The sequence below is a fragment of the Corynebacterium sp. ES2730-CONJ genome, from assembly GCF_024834055.1.
Classification (GTDB): domain Bacteria; phylum Actinomycetota; class Actinomycetes; order Mycobacteriales; family Mycobacteriaceae; genus Corynebacterium.
The window spans coordinates 196735-217897 of record NZ_JANUXZ010000004.1; the positions used below are offsets into that span (position 1 = coordinate 196735).

General features: G+C 50.2%; 14 protein-coding genes. 7 read left to right on the forward strand and 7 right to left on the reverse strand.

The features are described from left to right. Positions 1 to 1020: 1020 nt before the first annotated feature. Positions 1021 to 2178, reverse strand: a complete 1158-nt coding sequence (locus NXS13_RS06435) for a glycosyltransferase family 4 protein (protein ID WP_259289509.1) — start codon at positions 2176 to 2178, stop codon at positions 1021 to 1023. Between the two features lie 60 nt (positions 2179 to 2238). On the opposite strand from NXS13_RS06435, the gene NXS13_RS06440 reads away from it, so the two are divergent. Then, the gene (locus NXS13_RS06440) at positions 2239 to 3027 is read left to right on the forward strand and encodes a bifunctional 2-polyprenyl-6-hydroxyphenol methylase/3-demethylubiquinol 3-O-methyltransferase UbiG (RefSeq protein ID WP_259078604.1); all 789 of its coding nucleotides are present in this window, start codon (positions 2239 to 2241) and stop codon (positions 3025 to 3027) included. A gap of 33 nt (positions 3028 to 3060) precedes the next feature. On the opposite strand, the gene NXS13_RS06445 is transcribed toward NXS13_RS06440, so the two are convergent. After that, entirely contained in the window at positions 3061 to 4899 is a 1839-nt protein-coding gene (locus NXS13_RS06445; RefSeq protein WP_259078602.1) for a phosphoenolpyruvate carboxykinase (GTP), read from the reverse strand. 788 nt (positions 4900 to 5687) lie between these two features. On the opposite strand from NXS13_RS06445, the gene trmB reads away from it, so the two are divergent. From trmB to NXS13_RS06475, 6 genes are all read left to right on the forward strand, one after another. After that, entirely contained in the window at positions 5688 to 6461 is a 774-nt protein-coding gene (trmB, locus tag NXS13_RS06450; protein WP_259078601.1) for a tRNA (guanosine(46)-N7)-methyltransferase TrmB, read from the forward strand. 2 nt (positions 6462 to 6463) lie between these two features. After that, positions 6464 to 7126, forward strand: coding sequence for an NYN domain-containing protein (locus tag NXS13_RS06455; RefSeq protein WP_259078599.1), 663 nt, complete (start codon positions 6464 to 6466; stop codon positions 7124 to 7126). Positions 7127 to 7135: 9 nt separating this feature from the next. Further along, positions 7136 to 9394 carry an MMPL family transporter gene (locus tag NXS13_RS06460; protein WP_259289510.1) on the forward strand — a complete coding sequence of 753 codons (2259 nt, stop codon included), beginning with the start codon at positions 7136 to 7138 and terminating at the stop codon, positions 9392 to 9394. Between the two features lie 43 nt (positions 9395 to 9437). After that, the gene (locus NXS13_RS06465) at positions 9438 to 10427 is read left to right on the forward strand and encodes a YbhN family protein (protein ID WP_259289529.1); all 990 of its coding nucleotides are present in this window, start codon (positions 9438 to 9440) and stop codon (positions 10425 to 10427) included. Between the two features lie 9 nt (positions 10428 to 10436). Beyond that, positions 10437 to 10784, forward strand: coding sequence for a DUF3054 domain-containing protein (locus NXS13_RS06470; RefSeq protein ID WP_259078596.1), 348 nt, complete (start codon positions 10437 to 10439; stop codon positions 10782 to 10784). A 720-nt stretch (positions 10785 to 11504) separates the two neighbouring features. Beyond that, positions 11505 to 11684, forward strand: coding sequence for a hypothetical protein (locus NXS13_RS06475; protein WP_259289511.1), 180 nt, complete (start codon positions 11505 to 11507; stop codon positions 11682 to 11684). Positions 11685 to 12236: 552 nt separating this feature from the next. Here the strand turns inward: NXS13_RS06475 and NXS13_RS09350 are convergent. The 5 genes from NXS13_RS09350 to NXS13_RS06495 all read right to left on the reverse strand — a co-directional run bounded on the left by NXS13_RS09350 (position 12237) and on the right by NXS13_RS06495 (position 18033). Further along, positions 12237 to 12425: a pantoate--beta-alanine ligase gene (locus tag NXS13_RS09350; protein WP_396124948.1), complete on the reverse strand. Its 189-nt coding sequence runs from the start codon at positions 12423 to 12425 to the stop codon at positions 12237 to 12239. A 537-nt stretch (positions 12426 to 12962) separates the two neighbouring features. Beyond that, positions 12963 to 13151 carry a hypothetical protein gene (locus tag NXS13_RS06480; RefSeq protein ID WP_259158463.1) on the reverse strand — a complete coding sequence of 63 codons (189 nt, stop codon included), beginning with the start codon at positions 13149 to 13151 and terminating at the stop codon, positions 12963 to 12965. Between the two features lie 1820 nt (positions 13152 to 14971). Beyond that, positions 14972 to 15598: a metallophosphoesterase family protein gene (locus NXS13_RS06485; RefSeq protein ID WP_259158465.1), complete on the reverse strand. Its 627-nt coding sequence runs from the start codon at positions 15596 to 15598 to the stop codon at positions 14972 to 14974. A 7-nt stretch (positions 15599 to 15605) separates the two neighbouring features. Then, positions 15606 to 16355, reverse strand: coding sequence for a nucleotidyltransferase domain-containing protein (locus NXS13_RS06490; protein ID WP_259289512.1), 750 nt, complete (start codon positions 16353 to 16355; stop codon positions 15606 to 15608). A 58-nt stretch (positions 16356 to 16413) separates the two neighbouring features. Further along, the gene (locus NXS13_RS06495) at positions 16414 to 18033 is read right to left on the reverse strand and encodes a lipopolysaccharide assembly protein LapB (protein ID WP_259158468.1); all 1620 of its coding nucleotides are present in this window, start codon (positions 18031 to 18033) and stop codon (positions 16414 to 16416) included. Positions 18034 to 21163: the final 3130 nt, after the last annotated feature.

Sequence of the window (21163 nt, forward strand, 5' to 3'; positions counted from 1 at the left end):
TATCGTATGGAATCCTTTTGTTATCGAGCGCTTCCTCCAAGGGCACTGGTCATTGGCCTTCGTGGCCTGGCTGTTGCCGGCAATCGTAGTACTGCGCCGACGACCCGCTAGCCAGTTATTTTTGGTGTGGCTATGTAGTTTGACGCCATCTGGTCTCATTTTTGCAGCCATCACGGCGTGGACTGTCTCTGCTAAGCGTCTGATCGTCGCATCGTTTTCGGTCATCTGTGCGTTGCCCTGGCTCGTCCCCAGCATACTGCACCCTCCCATAGCCTCTGATACCTCGCTCTTTTTGGGTCGCGCTGAGAAAGGTCTGGGCACATTAGGAAGTTTTTTGAGCTTGGGGGGGATCTGGAATTCCGAGGCGGTACCAGTTTCGCGGACCATGGGGTTCGGAATCGCTGGCCTTATTCTTTTCGTATTACTGGCCGCTTTTATGCCCAGGCGTCTAAAACTCTTGAGTGCAGGAGCGATCCTGGTCTTTGTTATGGTGTGGGTTTATCCGACTATTCTTGGGATAATTCCTGGTGCAGCGCTGGTGCGAGATTCACAGAAGCTCGCTATCCTTCTCATCCCAGGACTAGCATGGGCGGCGGCGCGAATGCGCCCGTCGATAGCACTTGTGGTGGTGCTGCTCGCCCTTGCAAATGTCCCGGATGCTTCGTTGAGTATGCAGGCCTTAAAAGCTACCCCCCTCTCGAAGGAGTGGGAGGAGTTGGGCCAAGAATTTTCACAAGAAGAATACCGCGGCGCAGTGCTCAATCTCGATTCCTCAGGCTTGCTCACTCTCGGGGATAGAGTAGTAGTCGATCCCGCACATAAGGTGCTGCCTCTGCTGAGTTCTGGGGCGCTCAAAGTCGAGGGACAAGTGGCGGATCCTCCGCGCGAAGAATTCTTGCACGCGGTGGATGCGTATCGCACTGGACGGGTGGATGAACTTAATCGCATGGGCATTAGCCATATCAAAAAGGGTGGCATTCTCAGCCCATTACCCATCACTCATATTGAGGTTTTCGAATCTCAGCGCCGCGACTTCACACTGGGCTTGAGCATTCTTCTTATCTGGCTCATGAGTGGCGTGGGGGCTCTGTCCATGGCCACCTGGCGGTTAATCAGATCAAGAAAAGCACGGCCCGTCTCATCCCAGGAATAACCTTGCACTTTGTGCCTGGCATAGTCTCCGAGGCGGGCAATCTGGGTAGGATCTCGCAATAAGTCGCCGACCATCGTTGCCATCTGTTCCGAAGTATCGACAAGCATTCCGCTTTTCCCGTGGTCAATGGAATCGCGTAACCCCCCAGAGCTCGAGTAGCCAATCGTAGGGACGCCATGCTGGGCGGCTTCAACGACCGCGATCCCCCAGCCCTCCTTTCGCGAAGGCATCAGGTGGAGATCGGCACGCTCTAAGAGGGCGTGTTTGCGTTCTTCGCTGACGTGGCCATGAAAAACCACCCGATCGTAGACGTTGAGGGACTGAGCATAGGCTCGTAAATTATCCTCCCACCACCCAGAACCCACGATATCTAAGATGGCCGTCGGCTGCTTGCACATCACTGCGATGGCATCTTCGATGTGCTTATGCGGCACGAGCCTGGAAAGAGTAATAAGGTGAGGACGCTGGTCCTGGGGTAACGCGGGTACCGATGGCGGAAGAGGATCGATCCCATTATGGATGATTGTGATATTCTCCGGCGCATAGCCCACCTCTTCCAATTCTTCCTTGCTGGGTACTGAGACTGTAACGACGGGGTGGTCGGCGTATACCCAAGGAGCTATGCGGGATTCAATCAACCACCCAATTTTCGCAATCAACTTTCCTGCTACGGGCCATTGCAACCGGTGGCAGTGGTGCACCAGGAGGATTACAGGGGCTCTAGAGAATAGCGTGGCAAAAAACGGAATGCCGTTTTGGGTATCAATAATCGCGTCTGCGTGGCGTAACTTTCCCCATAGAAGCTGACAGGCGGTGGATATATAGGTGGTAAATTTCCCACCACTGCGAAGATACTGAACGCCGTGACGCTGCGAGCTGGATGGGGAACCCGGGTAGCGGGCGCTATGGAAGATGACCTCGTGGCCTTGGGCGGCGAGATATTCGCCCACTCGCTCAAGGTATCGCTCACTACCACCACCTTGGGGGTGTGTGGTGTCGCGCCAACACAGCAGAATTATTTTCATAGCAATCGTGCTCAACACTAGCAATTTTTTCAAGATCCATGAGATCCTGAAAGGATGCGCTTGCCCACCTTTTTGCCTACGCTTGCCAGACTCGCTACCTTGAGCCGCTCCGTGGAGTTATTGAAAGCAGTCACAAAAGAGCGTAGTGATCGGGATTTTTTCTACCAGTTCTTGGCAAAAGATAGTGCTCAACAACTCGCCGCTTTAGCCAAGGATATTAACCACTGGGATCTTCACGGCCGGGGCATTCTTGATATCGGAGGCGGCCCTGGGTACTTCGAGGAAGAATTCTTTCGTGCGGGGGCTCATTATGTGGGTCTGGAGCCGGATCTGCGGGAATTATCAGCAGCGGGACTTTCCCATCATATGATGGTTCGCGGAGACGGAATGTCCTTGCCTTTTGCCACCGATAGCTTTGATATCACCTATTCCTCGAATGTGGTTGAGCATATTCCTGATCCACAGGCGATGATGGCTGAGATGGCGCGTGTGACCACACCTGGGGGGCTCATATTTATCAGCTATACTATTTGGCTAGGACCCTTTGGCGGTCATGAGACGGGTCTGTGGCAGCACTACGTGGGTGGTCGTTTTGCCCGCTGGCATTATGAGAGAAAGCATGGTCATAGGCCTAAGAATTTTTTTGGACAGTCTCTTTTCGCAGTCTCGTGTAGCCAGGGGTTAAAGTGGGCACACGCCTTAGCGGATCTTCATCAGGTAGAAATTTGTGCCTTCTTCCCTCGCTATCATCCTTGGTGGGCGTGGTGGATCTGGCGGGTGCCTCTTGTGCGGGAATTTTTAGTTAGTAATTTGGTTATTATACTGCGCAAAAAGCACCCCAGCTTGTAGCCGGAGTGCTTTGAGGAGAGTGGTTTGTCGCTGCTACGAGCGCTGCTGCGCAGTCTTGATTCGCTCACCAAGCTTAGCTAATTCCTGATGCACCTCATCGGGAACACTCTTACCGAGGAAGTCGATATATTTTGAATTCTCGGCGAAGTCCGCAGCCCACTTATCGGGGTCAGCAGTGAGGGCCTGGGCAACGTCCTCAGGGGAGTACCCTTCTAGGCCGGTGAGGTCGATATCTTCGGCGCGTGCGGTATAGCCCACGACGGTTTCCTCGGCTCCTACGCGGCCTTCAATGCGGTCGACGATCCACTTGAGGACGCGAGAATTGTCGCCAAATCCAGGCCACAGGAAGCGTCCATCATCACCCTTGCGGAACCAGTTGACGAGGAAGATCTTTGGCATCTTATCGCCACCTTTGACTCCCATATCAACCCAATGCTGGAGGTACTTTCCGGCGTTGTATCCAATAAATGGAAGCATGGCCATAGGGTCGTGGCGCAGGGTGCCTACCTGCCCCTCAGCGGCAGCCGTTTGACCTGAGGAGAGTAGGGCACCGATTAAGGTTCCGTGGTTCCACGAATAGGTTTGGGTGACGAGAGGGACGGTATCTGGGCGGCGGCCGCCAAAGAGGATGGCATCGATGCGTACGCCTCGGGGATCATCCACCTCTGGGGCAGCAATAGGGCACTGCGAAATCGGGACCGCATACCGTGAGTTAGGGTGGGCGGCCTTGGTATCGGAGTCCGGGGTCCAGTCATTGCCATGCCAATCGATCAGATGAGCTGGAAGTTCCTCGGTGAGGCCTTCCCACCAAACGTCACCGTCATCGGTCAAAGCGACATTGGTAAATAGGGAATTTCCCGGCTCCATGGTCTTCATAGCCATGGGGTTAGAATCGTAATTGGTACCAGGGGCCACACCAAAGAATCCGTTCTCAGGATTAAAGGCGTGGAGGTAGCCATCGTCTGCGATATAGAGCCAGGCAATATCGTCACCCACTACCTCAGCCTTCCAGCCGGGAATAGTGGGGGTGATCATAGCAAGGTTGGTTTTACCGCAGGCGGATGGGAACGCGGCGGCCACATTGTAGTGCTTGCCTTCGGGGTTGGTGAGCTTAAGGATGAGCATATGCTCAGCCATCCATCCTTCTTCCTCCGCCATAACTGAAGCGATACGCAAGGCGAAGCATTTCTTGGCGAGGATAGCGTTTCCACCATAACCCGATCCGTAGGACCAGATTTCCTTAGTTTCGGGGAAGTGGGTGATGTATTTATCGTCGTTGCACGGCCACGCGACGTCTTCTTCTCCCGCAGCTAGTGGATGGCCCACGGAATGCAGACAGCGCACGAAATCTTTATTGCCTAAGCGGTCGAGGGCGGCCTGTCCCATGCGGGTCATAATACGCATGGACATCACCACATACGGGGAATCGGTAAGCTGTACGCCAATTTTAGGTTCGTCCGCCGAGAGCGGACCCATAGCGAAGGGAACCACGTACATGGTGCGACCCTTCATCGAGCCCGTGAATTTCTCGGTAAGGAGCTCTTTCATAGCCGCTGGCTCGTACCAGTTATTAGTAGGTCCAGCGCCATCCTCGGTTGGGGAGCAGATGAAGGTCCGGGATTCGACGCGGGCGACGTCACTAGGGTTGGAGCGGGCGAGGAAGGAATTGGGGCGCTTATCCTCGTTGAGACGGATGAGGGTTCCCGCCTCAACCAGTTCTTCGCTCATGCGGTCCCACTCCTCTTGGGAACCGTCGGCGAAGACAACACGATCGGGCTGGAATATTTTCTCATGAGCCGCAATCCACTCGAGCAATTTCTCGTTTGTGGTGGGCGCCTCGCCGCTGAGCCCGCTAATGGTTACGTGTGACATTTTCTCTCCTAACGTTGTGGGTCGATGTCTCATCGGTAGCTTTTTCAGGCTTATCGCTATCGATTTTCACTATATCCCCATTATCGAAAATCACTAACCGAAATTCTAGAGACTAAGATCACAAAGGCTTGCACATTAGAGCTAAGTCTCTCCACCAAAACACCCACACACTGGGGAAACCAAACAGAGAGATACTCTTAACGCAATGACTCACACTTGCTGTGATAAAAATCTTAAACCCCAATTTACCTGATTAAGAGGGTGGTATTCTAACATTTTCGGCAAATAAAACCTTTGTTACCCCTGATGAAACTCCCCCCTCATAATCCCCCGCACTTCTCACCATTTGGAAGAAACTGCAGCAGGTTGACGTTATCTAAGGAGACTAATTGAGGAAACGGGGGTGATAATAATCATAAAAGTTATTCCTCTCGCAGCTCTTCCATGCCTAGAATTCGAGGAAGAATATGCAGCACTCCACCAGAAAATAAGACATCACCTTACCCAAAAGAAACAAGCTCCGGAGAGCCCTGATCGCACCCCCGCCCCTATATCCGCCGCCATTGCCTGCATCGCCTTTAAGCCTGAGATCTCGCATTCAACTAAGCGATTATTCCTATACTTCTAGAGAGCAGCCTGCGGGGGTGACACCTGAGGACCAACTCTTAGCCAAAGAAGGGATCGGTTATACTGACTGTCAATTTGAGTCACACCAGTAACAGGTGCGAGGGCTAAATTCCGCGCACCCAATATTGAGTTCAGCACTATACAAGGGCAAGATAGAGGCGATGAATACTCCTGATCACTCTGAAAATAGGGTGGGCGAGCTTCCCTCAGGCCGTCCACTTCAAACTGATTTCAATACCGAATTTAATAATAATCTTGATTATCCCCGCCTCGGCACCGTCAGCTTCCGTCGCGGCACCCTGACTGAGAATCAAGAAAAAATGTGGGAAGAAAAGTGGCCACACCTTGGTCGCATTCTCAGCGATGAGATTATCGATATTGACGCATGGTTTGGCCGCTCTCACCACCCCACCATCCTTGAGATTGGTTCGGGCACTGGCACATCAACTGCAGCCATGGCTCCTTTAGAGGCCGATACCAATATTATTGCCTGCGAGCTATATAAACCGGGACTCGCCAAACTCATGGGCGCTATTGTGCGTCACGATATTAATAATATCCGTATGATTCGCGGCGACGGCGTTGAGGTTTTAGCCCGTATGTTTAACCCCGAGAGTCTCGACGGTGTCCGAATCTTCTTCCCTGATCCCTGGCCCAAAGCGCGACACCACAAAAGACGCATCGTGCAATCCGGGGTCCTCAATCTCATCGCCTCACGCTTAAAGCCTGGCGGAGTGCTTCATATCGCCACCGATCACGCAGATTATACTGAGTGGATCAGCGAGCTTATCTCAGTGGAACCACACTTAATCTACCAGCCTTGGCCATGGGCTGAATGCCCCCAGCTCACCGACCGACAGGTGATTACCAAATTCGAAGGCAAAGGCCTCGACAAAGATCACACCATCACCGAATTCTTGTGGCGTAAAGGTTAATCATGGATAATTCCTTCGTTCTCGGCGGCGCCTCCCCTGCATCGGGCGACACCCTTCTTCTAGTCTGGGACGCACCCAATATGGATATGGGGCTTGGCGCCATCCTAGGTGGGCGTCCCAGCCCCAACCACCGCCCCCGCTTTGACGCCATCGGGCACTGGTTATTGGCCAAGGCAGGCGAACTCGCCCACCATACTGGCGTGAAAATCGAAGCCGAGGCCACCGTATTTACCAATGTCTCCACTGGTAGCTCCGATGCCGTTCGGCCCTGGGTGGAAGCACTGCGCAATATCGGCTTCGCTGTTTTTGCTAAACCCAAACTCACCGACGATACCGATGTGGACCCCGATATGCTCGAGCATATTGAAAAGCGCCACAAAGAGGGCGTTCTTAAAGGGGTCATCGTCGCGTCCGCCGACGGACAAAATTTTCTCCCGCAGCTTGAAGAACTCGCCAACGATGGAGTTGTCATAACCGTCATCGGCTTTCACGAACATGCCTCGTGGGCGGTAGCAAGCGAGCATATTAACTTCGTTGACCTTGAGGAAATCCCGGGCGTCTTTCGTGAACCTTTGCCTCGAATTTCTTTGGATTCGCTGCCTGATCACGGTGCGTGGCTGCCTCCATTTAGACCACTGAGCAGCCTTTTAACAGGGCGAGGCTAGGAGAAGAATATGTTTAGCACCTGGGGTGATTTCGCTTACCGACACCGCAAAATCGTACCGCTCATCATCATTTCGGCTATCCTGCTGCTGCATTTCTTCTTCGGTGTGCGCTTAGCGGAACGCATGAGTCAAGAGGGCTGGGATGACCCGAATTCTTCATCCACCAAAGCGGCCCAGATCGAATTAGAAACCTTTGGTCGAGATAACTCTGGGGATATTATCCTTCTTTTTACCGATCCCAAGGGTATTGAGAAATCATCGCAGTTCCCAGCTATCAAGAGCTATTTAGAGCAGCTACCACAACAGCACTCCGGGGAAATCGAATCGATCATCAGCTTCTTCGACAAGCGCAATCCTAACTTAAAATCCGATGACGGAACCACCGCTTTCGCTGCCATTTCCCTAAAGGGCGATGGCGAGCAAACGCTCAAGGATTTCCGTGCGATCGCTCAAGATCTCTCCCCTGAATTTGATGGCGTAGAAGTCCAGGTAGCAGGAGCCACTGCTGTAGCCGATGCTTTGGATGCGGGCATGGCGGGCGATATTAAACGCGCTGAGGTCTATGCGCTACCCGCGGTTGGGCTACTCCTCCTCGTTGTCTTTGGCTCTCTGGCGGCTGCCTTCATGCCTCTGATCGTGGGCGGACTGTCCATTCTAGGATCCTTGGGCGTCCTCTCTGTCCTCGCTGGACTCACTGAAGTCAATGTCTTTGCCCAGTCTGTCGTCACTTTGCTCGGTTTGGGGCTTGCTATCGACTACGGCCTCTTTATGGTCTCCCGCTTCCGCGAAGAACTCTATCAAGGCCGCGACGTTCGCGAAGCGGTGCGCATCACCACCGCCACCGCGGGGCAAACAGTAGTCTTCTCCGCCGCTATGGTTGCTGTGGCGCTGTCAGGGCTCCTTCTCTTCCCCCAAGCCTTCCTCAAATCTGTTGCCTACGGGGCAATGAGCGCCGTCGGACTTGCCGCTCTACTCTCGGTAACCGTGCTGCCTGCCCTTTTCGGCATCCTAGGCACACGTATCGACGCCCTGGCGATACGGCGCAAAAAAGCGAAATCTCGGCCCATTGAAGACACGTGGTGGTACCGCATTCCCGCACTCGCGATGAAACGCGCAGGGCTTGTAACCATCGCGCTCGTCGCTGGCCTCATGGCGCTCACCTTGCCGCTGACGGGAATAAGTTTCGGCGGCATCAATGAAACTTACCTCCCACCATCCCATGACGTGCGCAAGGCCCAATCGCTCTTTAACGAGGAATTTCCGGAATTTCGCACAGAACCTATCAAACTCGTCGTGGAGAATGCCACGAATGAGCAGCTCGTCCAGGTCTACCAGCAAGCCGCTGAGCTGCGTGGACTTACGTCACGGTTGAGCCCTTCCTCCCCAACCAAGGATGGCACCACTATCCTATCGGCTGGCATTATTGACCGCGAGGACAATGCCCGCGTAGTCGAAGAGCTGCGCGGCCTTACGGCACCTGAAGGCGTGAATCTCTATATCGGTGGAACTCCCGCTTTAGAAGTCGAGTCCATCGAGGCTCTTTTTGACACCTTGCCCTATATGGCCTTGTATATTGTGATTGCCACGTTCCTCCTCATGGCGCTCGTCTTCGGCTCACTCATTCTGCCGGCTAAGGCCGTCATCATGACCCTGCTCGGCATGGGTGCCACCTTAGGCATTCTCACATGGATGTTTGTCGATGGGTTGTTCGCCTCTCTGTTCCACTTTAGCCCTGGGCCGCTGATGAGCCCGGTGCTCGTTCTCATTATGGCAATTGTTTACGGGCTCAGTACCGACTACGAAGTATTCCTAGTCTCACGCATGGTTGAAGCGCGCAATAAAGGCATGAGCACCGATGAGGCGATCAAATACGGCACCGCCCATACCGGCGGCATCATCACCGCTGCAGCGCTCATTATGATCGTGGTCTGTGGAGCCTTCGGCTTCTCCGATATCATCATGATGAAATATATTGCTTTCGGCATGATCTTCGCCCTGCTTTTCGACGCCACTGTAATCCGTATGCTCCTAGTACCAGCAGTGATGCACCTGCTCAAAGAAGATAACTGGTGGGCACCGCGTTTTATCAAGCGCGCTTCTCAAGCTCTCGGGCATAATGAGTCCACTACTCACTCTCATCCAACCGCCTCTCAGCACACGGCCTCGATGGCCCTTGCGCCAGCAGGTCACGGTCGACGATCTGTCGAGGCTGGCGACGATCGGATACCTTTTAGTGAATTGATGAAGCGACTCAAAGAGGAAGACTAAAACCCTGTCAAAAAATCCGTGGGTCCGCTTTTTCGTCCCTCTCATCATCCTGGGGAGCGCGGCTTTTTTGTTGCGCTCCAAAATGCCATTCTTAGCTAGTGGCTACCAAGAGATGATTCATGCCAATTCTGGCGGACTCCTTATAGCTTTCCTCTTTATCATTCTGAGTCTTGTGGCCATGTCGGAAGTGATGCGCCACCTCCTTAATGCCGGTGGAAATAAGATACGCCCGCATGCAACAATGGCGCTCACCTTTATTTCCAATTCATGGTCGAGCACTTTTCCAGGTGGGGCAGCAATATCAACGGTCTACCAATTTCGAATTATGCGGGTGTGGGGAGTGTCCGTGGTCATCAGTTCATGGTTCATCATGCTCTCTGGGGCACTATCGACGGTATGGCTGATTGCTTTGGGGCTCGTATCCATTGTGTTTCTGGGTGCCAGCTTCTCCTTAGCTCCCCTCCTGGGCTCAGCGGCGGTATTTATTTCCCTAGCTGCTCTCGTGTGGTGGGCAACGAATAACCCCGAACCAACATCGCGGATCTTAAGCGCGGTTATGGCTGTTATTTCCCGAGTGCTCCGCATTGACTTAAGTGCGTACACGCGCACCATGAACGAGCATTTCTCACAGCTCGATAGCGTTCATTTGAGTGCACCTCGCTTTAGCTTTATCGCCCTGCTATCGCTAGGAAATTGGTTATTTGAAATAATCGCCGTGTGGATATGCATTTGGGCCGTCACTGGTGTACTGCCCAGCTTTGAACAGGTTCCCAATAACACCACAATCATGGGGGTAGTCCTCGCTTTTGTCACCGCAAAAATTGTGGGCACCGCGCAGTTATCCCCGGCTGGTCTGGGCCCTGTGGAAGCTGCCATGACTGCGAGCCTCGTAGCCGTCGGTATGACTGCGTCAAGTGCTTTCGGAGTGGTTTTTGTCTACCGAATTTTATCCTTTGCTGTCATAACCGCCATCGGGTGGATTATCTACTTCATCTCCGTAGCCCGAGGTGGTATCCGAGCACGAGAAAGATAAGATAAGCCCATGAAGAAATTTTTGGCCTATGACCTCCTTGCCGTCGGTGCTTTTGCCTTTTTAGCTCGCCTAGCGCACGGAGGTATCGCCCCTCTAGCTGTTCTGGGTACCTGGTGGCCCTTTGCTCTCGGCGCACTCACGGGCGGCGGTATCATCGCAGCAACGCGTGAAAATGGATTCACCCCGAAAAACGGCGTCATTGTCTGGCTGAGCACGGTTGTGGTGGGCCTAGGAATCTGGACGGCTCGGCACCACGCTCTTCCCCACTGGTCATTTATTACCGTGGCCTCCACTATGTCGGGACTTCTATTGCTGGGGTGGCGCCTCGTGGCTGCTCGGGTTTCTCGCCGCTCCTAGGATTCCTCGGGAGGGCTTTTACTAATCCAACTGGGAAAAATGTCCAGGCTGTTGGTTTAAATAATGATGTTTAACGGTTACGACATTCGGTGAAAAACTGGAATTTTTGCTGTTGGTGTACCTAAAGGTGCAACTAATGACCGAATAACTACAAAGAAGATTGCGGAGTTTTTTGCGCTGTCCCTTTTGGTAGTACCCGAACACCAGACCTATTGACGTCGGCCTCGAAGCATCACTGAGTTCTCAAGATGCTTGAAAATTGGCTAGAATTTAATAGCCTTGCTCTACACGCAGCAACGGGTGAAATAAGTAGAGATAGATTGACACTCCTACAGACCGTAACACCAATTTCAGCACTATCATCAGCCTAGAGCCCTCGTCGGCCCACTCACTTCAGGCAGGACAGGGTGCAAGTCGCGGGCACCACCTAGCCTCGGAATATTTAACTGACTCTCGTTCTTAAGACAGGGGGTTGTATATTCGAACACTTCCTGCCACTTGTCCCCCAGGCCAGGTATATGCTGTAGAGGTTGAGACCACTCACCATCCATTTGGTGGGCGAGTTGCCGAAATCGCCGAGGGTAACCCCGTCTTGGACGGATAACACAATTAATCACTACAGCACCCAGATGCACAAGGCGTCTTCCACAGCCGAATCCGTGTCGGCGGTCCTAAAGTCAGCTACTCGTGCACCGATAATCTTTTCTAAGGATGCGAAATATGATTGGACTCATGGAGATCCTCCTTATTGGCGCTACTCTCTTCGTCCCTGTTCTGATTGTTTTTCTCTTCTTTAAAGGGGCCCAAATCCTGCTGAAGATTCAAAAAGACGTTGAGAATATCTCACAGGAACTCCGAAATAGAAATATCTCATCATCCCCACCAAACACCATCGATTGATGTCTATCAGTTCGTCCTAATTCCACTAGTGCCAACGGCCTTATCTCCGCTTTCTGCGACGATAACCCTGGTTAGCGAGCGCCTAAAGAGGGATAATATCGATGTGCTTGCACATTGGCGATGGGCGCTTTTAAGAGGTGCAGGAACGAGTCTCAGAATTCTCCCCCTAAGGTGTCGCGCCGCGATTAGAATTTGGGGATCGCAGCCCCAGATACCCAGCTTTACCGCAGGCTGAGCCTCAACAATTTAAGCTGCAGTTGTGTGCCGAGCACACTGCCCTAGGACGTCAGATAACGCGACAATTATTAGTCCGCCTTTGTACTGAAGAGCATATTCCGCAAGGATGGAACAAAGCCAGGTTACTCGCGCCCAACAGTAACGCGGATATTTTCCACCTCCATTTGAGGTCCCCGACCATCTCTCTGATAAGTACCAACTACGATAACCCCGCTCGCCAAAATGGCTCGCGTAGGGCAAAGAGCATCCCATAGCTCATCGACCATAGTCAACGCCCCCCGCGAAATAGGATGACCAAGGCCGAACTTCCAGCACCTAACAAACTGGACCCAGATGATCGACCGTACACACGCAGTGCGGTTTGATTTCAGAAGTTTCAGTCATGAATACGTAGTCCAGACCCAAAACTAACAATGTAGCTAAATGATCTTCTACAGTCCCCGGATACGCATCTAACTGCTTTTCTTCGGAATACTGCAAAGGATTAACAAAGATTGTGTCCATCACCACGACGCCAGGAATTTACATCGCTCAGCGAGGAAGCTCAAATGTTCCTCAAGAATACCCTTATGGTGGGCACCAATAAGAAAGCACCTTCATGCCCTACGCGATGCGCACGCACCTCGGTGGTAGTGCGCTAAACAACGAACTTCAAACTTGTGACGATAGCGCCTAATGCAGCGACCGTTCTAACCTCCTTTCGCCGGAGATAAGCTTAAGCTCCCGACCATGGGGCGTTATCTAAACAGATCTCGACCGAGAATGCTTCTAACGAGCTAGGCACATACGGGCTATGAGGTGTTAGCGACAAATCTTAATCCTGTTACAATATCACTTGCTTGGCTGTCTCGAGATCAAAAATTTTTTATCCTAAGGGAGTAAGCAACCTCGCCAACTGGGTTTGCCAGCGCCTTAGGAGCAGCGGATTCAGGCAGAGTCTCCGGCTGCACTTTGCGTTACTCACTCACACATTACTGCGCCTGTGAGGCTTTGTTCAAGAAGAGGTTTCACAGGTGATGACCTCTGTGCGGCAAAGAGCGATCATATTTTGATCATGATCAACGAGAGCGGCGGGATGCTGATGGAAACTCCCGAGCGCACCAAACTCATCGACGAGTAGTCGACGATCCTCACTACGCTATTAACCTGCTCGAAGGCAGGTTCCGGTTCTGCAGGTGGAGTAGTATGCCCACTGGAGCTATCAACGCTCCACTCAAAGGCGAAGGTCAAGACTGGCCCTGTACAGGGTGGTTATAACCGTATTGGTGCGTACAACAGTACAGTTAGCTGCGACTATGGTAGGTTTAAAGATGCCATACGCTGGTGTGGGACGGGCAACATATTACAAGCTCCTGATGGCTAAGGGGTACGATGGTTTTGGAGTTCCACACCGTTATTGTATTTGATGCGCTAAAGTTGACAACCTGTAACGGCCACCAGCTGATAAACGAAGTCAGCTTTGTGGTTGGTGGCATCGACGTAGACTCCGTCAAGTGAAACCCGAGATTGCAGGCTGCTGCTAACGGAGGTAGCGCATCTTGAACATCCAAATGAGCGGATGTGTGCAAATCTGTATCGTGCATCAGACTCGAGGTCCAGCAGGTGGAAATCCTGCCAGACCGCACAACTTTCTCCAGCGTACTGCGGCTGGGCTGCACCAAGCTATATGATAACCGCCCGGGTCGCACTCGGTGCTCCTGAAGCCAATGATTTGGGGCAGAAGTATTTACAGGCAGTTTTGATGATACGTGATGGGTGACGGCGGTTCGCGCTATGTATATCACATCGACTGACAGCCAGCTGAGCGCTCTGTGCCACGAATTTGATCGAGTCGCTCAATCCCGAGCTTCGCAAAGCTACCCATGACCCAGCTCACCGTCCAACCAATAGGGGGGGGCGTTAGAAACGTCGTGGCTGATTATCGACACTAAAAAGTACAACCTGCGTCTCAGGCAGCGCGGATAACAAGATGACAATACATTTCCAATGACTGGGCCGTACCAGCGGAAACCTCCAGTTGGGAGCAAGCTATCCATCATTTGACCGTTACTCATTCTGACCGATTATCTAATCTCATGTGAACTAAGCCATCCGCACAGCGATCGGCCCCTCGGAGAGTTGGGACGAAAACTCGTACGCATCCAATCTTGCTGTCCAACCTGAGCAGAATAGGCTTGCAGAAAGTTCGCGCACCCGAAAGCCTATTGGGGATTTGTGAAGGTGATCTCCTCCTTTTTTCTCGGGAGCATGGGAAACGTTAACGGCTGCAGTTGTATAGGTACGGTAAACAGCGCCCGTATTTGGTAACTAGGATATAAACCCAATGGGTTTGCTCTACAGCGGGTTATGGACAAAACAACTACGTCCGCTCAAGATGAAATAGACTGATTCTTAGCTCATTCTGTTCATACTAGGTATAGTCCCTAAAACGACTGCTCAAATCTTTAAGTCTGTCGACAGTACGATAGATATTACGACAGTAGGATGCCGAGCTCTGCATGCTGAACCACCGTCAAATTCGAATTTATCCGAGATTACAATTATGTCTAATTCTCGAATCGAACTGAAACCATACCCTGGACTGAGCGCTCTGGCTAACAACTCAGCATCGTCAAAACCCCACGTGAGTTCTCGGCAATACTCCTAGCGGGGGTCCCAAACCAGACAACAGTCAGGCGGCGGCCGCTGTCGCTTTGTGCGCAAAAACTCACGCCTATTTTGCAGCGATGCCCGGCAACTACTGCGATCAGAAGTGGAAATAGGTTCGGCAGCCTTAAATACAGTCCTCGAGCTAACAATGAACAGACTGCGGAGCTTCCAACAAGCGACTAACCATTCCAGTAAACGAGTAGAGCCGACGAAATCAACACTACAAACTATGTCCCGAAGTCTTGAGGTTTGAATGAAAACAGGTCCTGTTCTGCATCTAAGGTGCGGTGAAAGAACAAGAACGAATGAGGCTTCCTGGGCTGCGTCTACCAAATTTAACTTCGGTCCGCAGACAATCTTACTGGATCAGGCGGCCTGAGACGGCATAAGGTGAAATGCTGCTAGACCTGTAAAAATTCATCTTTCATCAACTCACCCGATTCTGAAACTCGTATCTGCTTTCGATGCGGCCACACAAGGGCTGTAAGAAGACCGCCAAACCCGCACCCGGTATCGATGCAGATAGACGACTCCGAGTAGTCTTCGCCGAGGGAAAAAGAGTGCCCGTAGATAAAAAACTTATCTACTGGACCCTCGGAATTTTTGTGAGAAGCGATGAATTCATCTTCCTCTTGCTTTTCTTTTAGATTAAGGAAGAATTCAACATGGGTGCTCGGTATTCTTTTTCTAAAATCGTTACCTGGTGCAGAGGATACCTTTGCGGGGTGATAAGAACGAACTGTTGCCGCACCGCCGATGCTGAGAAACTGTCCTAACGCGTCCGTCTCGAGGAACTCAACCAAACTTTCTTCATGGTTACCTCTCAAGAAGACGAGTCGCTCGGGACCCATCCTATTCTGCAATTCGAGCAAGTAGTCAACAACACCCTTACTGTCGGGTCCACGATTGATGTAGTCGCCTAAAAAAACATACTCGTCTATTTTACGCTTTTCCAATACTTCAATCAGGGTTCTCAGCGCAGCGGAGTGTCCATGTACATCACCGATGAAAGCAACATTTTTATTCATCTAACCCTCACAATATTATTTTTCTTACTCCTGCATAATCTTTTCGGTCAATCGAGTTCGTTATAGCGAATAGCGCGACATCATATTCTTCAGCCAATGAACCGAAATTATTTATAATGAATGCGTTTAAAGACCCATCCTCATTTGCGGGGAATTCTGTAATGTACTCTTGCAACATCCTAACATATTCAAGAAGTATTTCTTTGGAAGCATTTTTTCCTGTTTCCGAAGAGAGGAGATTCTTCAATTCTGGTTTATCATAAAAATCGGCTAGCTCTCGTACCGAATAGCATTCATTGCCATCGATGATCGCTTGAGCGTACAGGGCGCTACGCAGAAAATATCGGGCCGTCCGATTGAGGGACTGAAGATGTTCGGGGAGATCGTTTTCTAGACAACTGAAAACGAACGAAAATCTTCTAATTCGGGAGAGCAGCAGGTCAGCATCGCACCGTTGCAATAAGTTAAGAACACTCCCAAGAGCACCATCCGGGTCACGGATAACTATCCCATCATGTTTAAGGTGGGAGCAAAATAGTGAGCTAACTTCAGAAAGCAACACCTCCGCGGTGTAAAAACTTATATTGACATTATTTTCAGATATTGCGCTACGATCTTTTTGAGAAAGTACTAGAACATCAAGATCCGAATCCAATAGATAGTCGCCACGAGCACGACTTCCGTAAATTAAGAACGGTTGTTTTGAGCTGCCGAGATATTTTCTCAAAACATTATGCATCTCGTTAGGGAGCTTCATCCGTTGAAGCTCTTTCCATCCTGAGGTTGAGGTTCCCTCTTTCATCGCTTGAGTGGCCCTACTCAGAACTAGGCAAGCGTTCTTCGCATTGCCGATCGAGATCTAGGAGGTGGGCAGGTAAACCCTGCCCCATATGAGCATTGTTATTTTCGCATTCTTCCAGACTGGCTCTTGCATTCTCCCACTCTCCGAGCTCAGAATGAATTTGGGCCAATTGCCCCCAAGCAATTGCCGAGCCGTAAGTATGTTCGCTTTCGATATTTTTTTCGCAGCAAAGCTCTGCTTGCTTTCTGGCTCGAATCAAAAGAACCCGTTTTTGGAATTCATCCTCCTCGATTTTCGCCCTCTCAAATAGGACTTTTGCGAGATGCGAATATATTCGTGGTAAGTATTTAAGGTGATTGAAACGTTCTGCTTCATCCTTGCTTTCGATTAGACTTTTCTCGGCAAGAGCTGACCGTTCTTTAGCCTGCTGGTAATCGGATTGTGACTTATAAAATCTGAAGTAAGAGGTTTGCAGTCGCGCGATATTAACTTTCGATAAGAGTTGACCTTCACTATCGCCCCTCTCATCCCTTATTTTATGCGCCTCTTCGAAAACTTCTCCCGCTGTCTTCAAGTAGCCCTCCCACATATCTGGATCGGCTGGAGCAGCATCCATTAGACATAAACCTAGTTTGTCGCAAACCTTAGCCATCTGTAGAGAGTTATCTATACCGATTTCCTTGTAGATTGCTTTAATGTGTCTAAACTCAGCAATGGCCGTACTGAATCTCCCTAGCCTCCGCTGCAGCGTTGCAACTGTTTCTTGCGCATCAATTCGCTGTTGAAAACTGTAGCCATTGGGTGAGCCGTCTTTTATCTCAGCATATATTTCTTCTGCTAATTTACTAGCCTTCTCTACTTTATTCAGTTCGATAAGATAATTGGCTAATTCTATTCCCGCCTCGAGTAGTCCGCCATCGAAGGACTTCTCATAACTTTCAATGGCCTCTTCGTATTTGCCTGTTTTTCTACAACTTTGTGCGTAATAGTAGCTTCTGTACAACCCTAAAATGTCAATCCCAGTACTCGTAGTTAAACCACTCCCTAGAATATCTTCTCGCGTGAAAGACTCTTGGTTATCTCCTAGTTTCTGCTTCCAACTTTCGAGCAATAGCTGCACTCTGCGCCTAAAATGATCTCTGCTGTCTACCGTTTCATAAAAGCATGTACGGGTATCTCGAAATTTGCGACGGAGCTGTTCAATTTCCGGCTCGACATTCTCACCGGGGGTCGATGGGTTTTTAGCATTGGAATCTTCGTGATGTTCTATGAAGCATACCCACACATCTTCACGTTCACCGTGTGGCTTGAGAGAGATAAAGGATTCGAATAATTCCTCCTCTGTTCCAGAGGTATAGAATCCGCTAACTGGATTCGAACCCCATCTATTTCCGAATAAAACGATAGAAAAGTTGGTTTTTCCGAGAAGACCATTCATGTGTCCTTGTGGCCTGCCTACAGCCCCACTGATCTGTTCCTGAAACGCAATTTCAAAACCCAAATCACAGCCGTTACGCCCCAAAGAAGCATCGTAGGTTTTGACCGTATCCTCTACAATTTTTCGATACTCATGGACGTCCCCTGGTGAAGCTATAAAAATCTTGTGTATCTTGCGTTCCTGTTTACTTGTCATCTTGACTCCCAAATATAGCGTGGGGCTCAATTGCCGAATCGCATATTCACAAATTCGCAATTACATTAAATCCCACATTTATTTAAATTTATTTTCCTAGCACTAACTTAACACAGTTTCATGGCGGAGCGGATACGGATTGATCAATTTTTTCGGTTGAAGCTGTCACCACATAGTCGTGTTTCGTACTCAGCTTCGCAAAAGAGCTTAACGGTGTGGCATCCCGAGACCGAATTTGGTTAGTCAACATTGTCTGGGATGCCACCTTGCGAATCAATCCTTAGCATCTCTACTATCGGTGAAGTTCTCTTCACACACTCCATCCTGCATCCAGTTAAGCTCCTACCATCTTGCAGAAGTGAACGAGATGGGCGCCGAAAATACGCTAGTTCAGTTGACACGTTCCTATCCATCTTGGATGGTAATAGCTCATTTCATCACATCCGAGCGTAAAATCCAGGAGGTTCACCCAAGGGCCCGGCCCCGCACTGAGTCTAAACACTCGAATCATTCGCCACCGCAAAATATCCAGTCTTGGCTGCGTAATAACAGTTATTTCTCAAATTACAGTCATCTTACAGCTGGCGCGCCCGACGCGTATTAAGCCAAAAGGGGTTTACCTCTGTCTCAGATAGGAGGGTGGTTGCCGGTGTCAGAGGTTCTGGCTAAGTAGACCTATAAGCTATCGTCAGGTTTCAACTGTGCGATTATTCACTTTAGGTCTCATGGTAAAAAGCTCCACACTCAACTACCCTCGGCAAATACTCGCCCATAAGCTTCGAACCGTCTGGATATACTAGGATAACCGAGCAAAAATTAAGCCCCAACGTCAGTGATGGACCGTATGAAACCTCTTGCGCTGTATCCGTCTGAGAGGCTCAGGAGATCCACGCAGCTTTTGGCTACGGTTTGATTAGGCCCGGCTTGGCTCCGAATTTCTCACGGTAACAGATATAAAATGAGCGCCATTCAGCCATTGAATCAAAGTAGCAAGTTATCCCTCTTGACGTTGCTTACAGTGCAACTAGCGACTAAGACTACACAAACATCCTTAGGGCTGCCGCCAAATGTAGCCCAAACAAACATGCGCTCTATAAAAAGCGCAAATCTGGAACTACCGCAGCCATGGCTGCTAAATAATCACCTGGCATAGGATTAGCGAACAGTTAAGGTCTCGACGTATCTGAGCTGCATTCCTAAATTCCAGCTACTACACGTTTACAATCTAAAAGAGTGAGGTGAAGGTTGTTGTTTGAGTAGTTTCAGCGTCACTAGCGACCTTGATTGCGCACTGCAACAAGAATCTCATCCTTCCTCCAGAGGCTACCTGTGCGAACTGACGAATCGTGGAGCACTTATCGCAAGGTAGATATCTATCCTGCGATTCCGGCAATCTTTTCGTTGACGATCCATCAAAGTTCGATGAAACTGTATTAAATTGCCTAGAAAATTTATAAAGTAGATTAGCCAAACCACTCCGAAGAGTCGAAGGGCGCTAAGCCTGTGAGCCATCTACTAGAGCAATAACGACGTCATTGGGTTATAGAACAGATGAAGCCCTAGTTTGGGTTCTCTGTCCCGAATCGCTTTCCTCTTGCCATCTAGGCAACTTCGACAAGGTGTCTACATTTTAACATCAAGTGAGGCTGTAAAAAGTATTCTAGAAAAGCCAGAGCCATGGGCAGTACCAACGGGTTGAGGCTACGTATGACAGTTCGCGGAGCTGAGAAAAATCCATCCTAAATCACAAAGATGACCAGCCCATCCTGTGAAAAATGTGTTTTTAAAATATTAAAGTTACCTCCCGCCAAACATTGAACTACCAGCGTTACCATACTAATTTTTGGCGCAACTTCAAGGAGCAGGAATCGCTCACGGAAACATGGTGACGTGGCGTCTCCCTAGGCCAGTTCTATAGAAATTTCAATCCTACTGGTTGGCTGACCCCTTGAGCCCAACCCCCACGCCAAACTAATACCATGGAATTCATGACTAATTACGAGGTGTCTCTCCTGAGATCTGTGACATTCGGAAAACCAAATCAAAGTCAAGCAGAATGTACTCTGAGGATCTTACACCCTGATATACCAAAGCAAACAGAGCTCAAGATATATGGAGCTAGCATTACATTTCAAAAGGTCATTCGGCGAGCTTTGAGTAAAATCGAGACTGTAGTCTAGGCCAAAGATATCCGTAGTCGGAGAACATACGGTGTATACTTGGGAGAAAGCTTTACCGGTTCTTGAAATTGTGCGCCAGCGTCTAGGATATTAACCTATACCTCAGATTCCACTAAAGGATGGATAGTAAGCTGCGCAAAGTCACCCGCTACCTGAGAGCGACTCCCAACCAGATACTGCCGCTATCTAGACTTAATGGCTGATGGTTCGGGGCATCAAAGACCATCGGCTGCCCAGCGAGTAAAGAAACGAAAGAAAGCAACTGCCTCAAGCTCCACGTCTCGTCGAAGGCGCCAAAACCACCATCCGTGACCAAGCTATGGATCAGTCCACTGCCACGGATCCGCAATGACTCTCCCTCCACACAAGTATATTTGAGCTCTCGGACGACAGCTTATCGAATATGCCCCAACTCTCATACTCCAAACAGGGATAAAAACAATCTGCTTTCCCCATCCAACACAGTCTCAGTGGAGAAGTAGAGCTAATTTGTCCTAACAAACCAATCTGAAAGTAGTCCGGTTTTGTTGTAGAGCTCAATCGGAAGTTGATTTCTCAGTCCAAGTAGTGGGAATCAGTTTAATTTTAGTTGCTAGGCGAGGCCGACCGATTCGATAACAACAACGGCAACGGGAACTGATGCAGTGAACCAATGAATTGAGTGTCAAACGTGCTAGAGGATGAACTTGAATAATGGGATAGTTCTGTCAGGTGCTGTGACAATAGCTCAAAAAACACTTTTGACCAGAGTGGCTGCGCGCCATCGTGGCGATATGGTGGTGGGCGCTGAGGTAGCTCCCAGGTTCGAGACCGTCCAGTAGACTCACCCCACCAGACCACGGAGTCATAATTAACTACAGTTTATAGGAACATCGAGTTGAAGTACGAAGAAGCGCCGTGCCAATGCAACATCCGCTGGGTGACCGGCATGAGGGACAAAGAGTAATCAG